Here is a 5054-nt window from a genome sequence, read left to right as displayed (position 1 = left end):
AACCACAAAACCAATGTTGATATCCTTTTTGGTTTGCAATCCATTTTCCCAAACTGCATTCAAATCTGGAAAATCTACCAGCGATTTTGCAATGGCTTTTATAAACAAAACAACAGGAAGCAATCTGGACTGCACCTTTCGTTGTTGATTCGCTTCTTGCAGCCACGCCAATGCTCGAGTTAAATCTATTTTTTTTTCCAAATAATAATGTGGTATTTCTCTATTGGATTTGCTCATTGCTGCGGCTATCGCACTACGTATCGCCTCGGAATCAATACCAGTTTTTAATATATTTTCCCCTTTATCAATCGCATCCTGTTGTTCTATGGCGTGCTCCACATCTTCTTTGGTAATCGCACCATCGTATCCACTTCCTTTTATTTGCTTAATATCGATATGATGGTCTTCCGCTATTTTTTTTGCCAATGGAGAAGCTTTTATGTGGATTTCCTCGGCTGTTTCCAGTGGCATAACTTCTGTTACTTTTTCCTCGATCGGATGCAATTCAATCGGTTTTTCTTTTTTTGTTTCTAAAGGGACTCCAATCGGGCTAATCAAAGCCATTATTGTTCCTACAGGTACTTTGGTCCCTTCATTAATCAATAATTTTTCTATTATGCCTTCCTCAAAAACTTCAATTTCAATGAGCCCTTTTTGTGTTTCCACTTCTGCAATAATATCGCCCCGTTTCACCGAATCTCCAATTTTTTTCTTCCATTCGATTAGTGTACCGTCTTCCATATCTGCGCCCAAACTAGGCATTAAAAACTCACTCATGGCCTAACATTTTTTTAATGGCATTTACAATATCCTGTTTTTGGGGAACCGCTGCTTCTTCCAGGTGAGCCGGATACGGTATAGGCACCTCAACACCACACAGCCTTTGCACTGGGGCATCCAAATCGTAGAATTTCTTTTCCATGATACGAGAACTCACTTCGGAAGAAATGCTTACTGACCGCCAGGCATCTTCCACAATAATTACACGATGTGTTTTGGCTACCGAAGTGAGGTAAGTGAAGTCATCCAATGGTCTCAAAATCCGTAAATCAATCACTTCGGCATCAATTCCAACTGTAGCCAGTTCGGTGGCAGCCTCAAGACTTTTGTAGACTCCCGTTCCATAGGTAATAATCGTAATGTCTTTCCCTTTTCTCAACACTTTTGCTTTGCTGATATCAACTATCTCAGCATCGATATCCAATTCTTTTTCTAAATTCAGCATCACGGTATATTCAAATAACACTACCGGATCCGGGCTTTGCAATGCCAAACGCAACATACCTCGAGCATCTTCATGAGTGCCTGCGGATAAAACAATCAATCCCGGAATATGGGCATAAAAGGACTCCCAACTATGTGAGTGTTGTGCCCCTAATTGTCTGCCAATACCGCTTCCCATTCGGATTACAAACGGAACATGCAATTGTCCACCTGACATATGTTGCAATGTAGCCGCATTATTCACAATTTGATCCATGGCCAACAAACTGAAATTAACGGTCATCACCTCAACAATGGGCTTCATTCCAGCCATTGCCGCACCAATCCCTGCCCCTACAAAACCCGCTTCAGAAAGAGGTACATCCATAATGCGCTCCTCGCCAAATTCCTGCAATAAGCCTTTGCTCACAGCAAAAGCACCTCCGTAACGTCCCACATCTTCACCCATCAAAAAAACGTCTTGGTCATTTTGTAACGCTTCGCGAAGACCTTGCTTTAAGGCTTCACGGTACGTAAGGGTAGTTTTCATAACAGGATTTTCCATGGATAAATATTTTTATTAAACGTTTTAATTTTTTTTCCACCGATTTAAACTCGGCAGTATGTTTATCGCTTTTTGAATAGCATATTCATGGTGTTCCAATTTTTTCATTTGGTTTTGCACATTACTTTTCATATCGTCCAAATTCATTTTAGGATGCCTGAATTCTCCATTTTCGTAACAGTATTTGCAATACTCATTGCTTTTTTGACCGTCTTTTTCAGTTCCTTTTACGTCATCCGAGTCAAGTGGCATACCACAACTTTGACAGATTGCTTTATTTTCCATGATACTATTTTTTAAATTTCTGTCTCACTATAAACAAATTTTGTCAATTGATCTGTTGGTTCCCAAGTTCCTGCTTCCGCAAAATCGACCGCTATCTGCATTTTATTTTCAATCTTTTGCTTCATTAGCTCTATTTCTGCTTCTGTAATCCATTCCTTTTGCAAAAGAAATTGTTGGAATTGTGGAATGGGATCTCTTTTTTTCCATTCCTCCACTTCCTTTTTATCTCGATATAATTCTGCGTCAAACATGGAATGGGCTTTAAAACGATAAGTATTGCAAACCAAAAAAAATGGTTTTCCTTCACTTCTAACCTTCTGTATGGCCTTATTCGCCGCATCTATAACAGCATTCAAATCCATTCCATCTACCGTAGCAGATTCAATTCCATAAGCCGCTCCTTTTTTCTCCATATCAGTCATGGCATGGGAATATTTCAAGGCAGTTCCCATAGCATACAGATTATTTTCACAAACAAATAAAACAGGGACTTTCCATAGTGCAGCCAGATTCATGGCCTCGTGAAATTCGCCTTCGGCAGCGGCGCCTTCCCCAAAAAAACAACAGGTGATATTTGTTTTCTTTTGCTTTTTGGAAGCCAAAGCCATCCCTACAGCTACTGGAAGATGACTGCAAACAATGGCATTACCTCCAAAAAAATTTTTTGAAATATCAAACAAATGCATTGAGCCTCCCCTTCCTCGGCTGCAGCCTTCCTGCTTACCATACATTTCGGCCATGATAACATCGGTGTCAATTCCTCTAGCCAAGGCATGCCCATGTTCCCGATAAGTAGCCAACACATTATCATCCTCATTTAAAGCCTGCATAACCCCTACTGCAACTGCTTCTTCACCGATATATAAATGAAGAAATCCTCTAATCTTGGCTTTAGTATATTGTTCTGCAGCTTTTTCCTCAAATCTCCGGATGAGTTGCATTTGGTACAAAAATAAAAGCCCTTGCTTTAGATCAATAGGAACTGTTATTGTGTCTGACTGTAACATATTCTAGTTTTTATTATTTCATTTTTAAAGACCAAAAGCATAATAATAGTAAGTGGGATTATTTGCATATTTCCCTTCGAGCATAATGCCTCTACTTTTTGATTCAACTGCATCCATAAAGGATTTTATTGTAGAAACAGGTCTGTTATTCACGGATGTAATCACAAATCCTTCTCGGATATCTGTAAACTGTTTTAGTTTACCTTCATCGATTTTGGTAATTTTCAATCCAGCTTTTAAGTTGTATCTTTTTTGATCCTCTTTGTTAATTTCCACAAGTGTAACACCCAAATTTTTAAGTAAATCAACGTTTTTAGGTGTTTCAACCGGCGTGATTACCTCTTGTTTCTTCAGTGTTGCAATAAGTTTTTTTTGCTCTTTACCATCTCGGATTAAGGTAATTGCCACTTTATCTCCTGGGCGTTTGCGCATGATGATCTCCAGCAGCTTGGACGAAGTGTTCGTTTCTATATCATCAATCTTTATGATTACATCTTTCGTTTTAACACCGGCTTCTTTGGCGGCTCCTGTTACAGAAACGCTATCTACATATACCCCATTGGCACGCTCAATGTTCAGCTCCTTTGCAATGGTGCTGTCCATATCTCGGATTCCAATTCCTAAAACTCCACGCTGAACTGCTCCAAAATTCATCAAATCATTGGTCACTTTCTTTACAATATCCACAGGAATCGCAAATGCATATCCTGCATATACTCCAGTTGGGGTGGCTATTGCTGTATTAATCCCTATTAATTTTCCTTCCAATGTGACTAATGCCCCTCCACTGTTTCCGGGATTTACAGCTGCATCCGTTTGTATGAATGATTCGATGGCTCCTTGGTTACTTAAAATATTTATATTTCTGGCTTTGGCGCTAACAATTCCGGCTGTAACCGTTGATGCCAGATTAAAAGGATTCCCGACGGCAACTACCCATTCCCCAACCTCAATAACATCACTGTCTCCAAACATAATAAAGGAAAGATTCTGAGCATCAATCTTTATAAGCGCAAGATCCGTCTGAGGGTCTGTACCTATTATTCTGGCTGGATAGGATCGTCCGTCATACAATGTGACTTCAATTTTATCGACATCATTTACTACATGATTATTCGTAACGATATATCCGTCCGGGGTTAATATCACACCGGAAGCGCTACCTATAATCGGCTCAGGATTTTGGTCTGGTTGTAATTTATATTGTTTAAAATAAGGATCGTTTTTAAAAAAATCTTTGAACAATTCCGGTAAATCATAAAAATCATTGCGATTGCCATTTTCAAAGGGCTGTCGCTCTCGTTTCAAAGTGCATTTAATATTTACTACCCCTGGCGTGGCAATCTTAGCAGCCATTTTGAAATCTACGTTGCCTGTATAAGAAACTTTTGGAGCTGTTTTTGAGGCACTGTTTTGAATATCTTCAATACTTTTTCCATTATTCTTATCCTGTGCATGGCATCCTTGCATCAAAAAAAAGAAGCAAAACAAAAATATAGCTTGACTATATAAATTGATTTTTCTAAATGTTGTCATGATTTAAATTGATTTTTTATTAAAATTGATTTTTTAGAATTCTTTCAGGATTGTTCTAATGTCGAAATATCCCCTTCGGGTAATCCGAGTTCGCGAGCTTTCAGCAATCGCCTCAAAATTTTTCCGCTTCTGGTTTTTGGAATACTTTCAACAAATTCGATTTCCTTAGGAGCCACTGCAGGTCCCATTAGTTTTCTGGCAAAACCCATAATATCCATTTGAATTTCCTCATTGGATTCAACGCCATTTTTCAAAACCACGAATGCTTTTACCAATTCACCAATTATGGGATCAGGTTTTCCTATAACGGCTGCTTCTGCAACTGCTGGATGCCGCATCAGCGTACTTTCTACTTCAAAAGGGCCAACCATATGTCCCGAAGTTTTTATTATATCATCTGCTCTACCGATAAACCAAAAATATCCATCCTCATCTTTTTTGGCCAAATCACCGCTGAG

Annotated in this window: 6 protein-coding genes; all 6 read right to left on the bottom strand. The window is 39.0% G+C overall.

The genetic code is table 11. The features are described from left to right. The coding region (locus VFS71_RS14030; protein WP_326402004.1) for a 2-oxo acid dehydrogenase subunit E2 at positions 1–777 on the bottom strand (777 nt) is incomplete at its 3' end. Continuing rightward, the gene (locus VFS71_RS14025; protein ID WP_326402003.1) at positions 770–1768 is read right to left on the bottom strand and encodes a pyruvate dehydrogenase complex E1 component subunit beta; all 999 of its coding nucleotides are present in this window, start codon (positions 1766–1768) and stop codon (positions 770–772) included. The genes VFS71_RS14030 and VFS71_RS14025, both read right to left, overlap by 8 nt. Before the next feature lie 24 nt (positions 1769–1792). After that, positions 1793–2053 carry a zinc ribbon domain-containing protein gene (locus tag VFS71_RS14020; RefSeq protein WP_326402001.1) on the bottom strand — a complete coding sequence of 87 codons (261 nt, stop codon included), beginning with the start codon at positions 2051–2053 and terminating at the stop codon, positions 1793–1795. 11 nt (positions 2054–2064) lie between these two features. Then, complete coding sequence (gene pdhA / locus VFS71_RS14015; protein ID WP_326402000.1) at positions 2065–3060, bottom strand: pyruvate dehydrogenase (acetyl-transferring) E1 component subunit alpha; 996 nt, start codon at positions 3058–3060, stop codon at positions 2065–2067. A gap of 24 nt (positions 3061–3084) precedes the next feature. Continuing rightward, on the bottom strand, positions 3085–4596 hold the full coding sequence (locus tag VFS71_RS14010; RefSeq protein ID WP_326401998.1) for a trypsin-like peptidase domain-containing protein: 1512 nt from the start codon (positions 4594–4596) through the stop codon (positions 3085–3087). 44 nt (positions 4597–4640) lie between these two features. Continuing rightward, a partial coding sequence (locus VFS71_RS14005; protein WP_414656001.1) for an AMP-binding enzyme occupies positions 4641–5054 on the bottom strand: 414 nt, incomplete at its 5' end.

It is taken from the genome of Flavobacterium sp., assembly GCF_035760125.1.
GTDB lineage: Bacteria > Bacteroidota > Bacteroidia > Flavobacteriales > Flavobacteriaceae > Flavobacterium.
The sequence above is the reverse complement of the archived record's forward strand: the minus strand, read 5'-3'. Positions and strand labels throughout refer to the sequence as shown.

Coding starts and splice junctions, on each gene's coding strand:
- VFS71_RS14025 (WP_326402003.1), bottom strand. CDS start 1,768: ATGGAAAATCCTGTTATGAAAACTACCCTTACGTACCGTGAAGCCTTA.
- VFS71_RS14010 (WP_326401998.1), bottom strand. CDS start 4,596: ATGACAACATTTAGAAAAATCAATTTATATAGTCAAGCTATATTTTTG.
- VFS71_RS14020 (WP_326402001.1), bottom strand. CDS start 2,053: ATGGAAAATAAAGCAATCTGTCAAAGTTGTGGTATGCCACTTGACTCG.
- pdhA (WP_326402000.1), bottom strand. CDS start 3,060: ATGTTACAGTCAGACACAATAACAGTTCCTATTGATCTAAAGCAAGGG.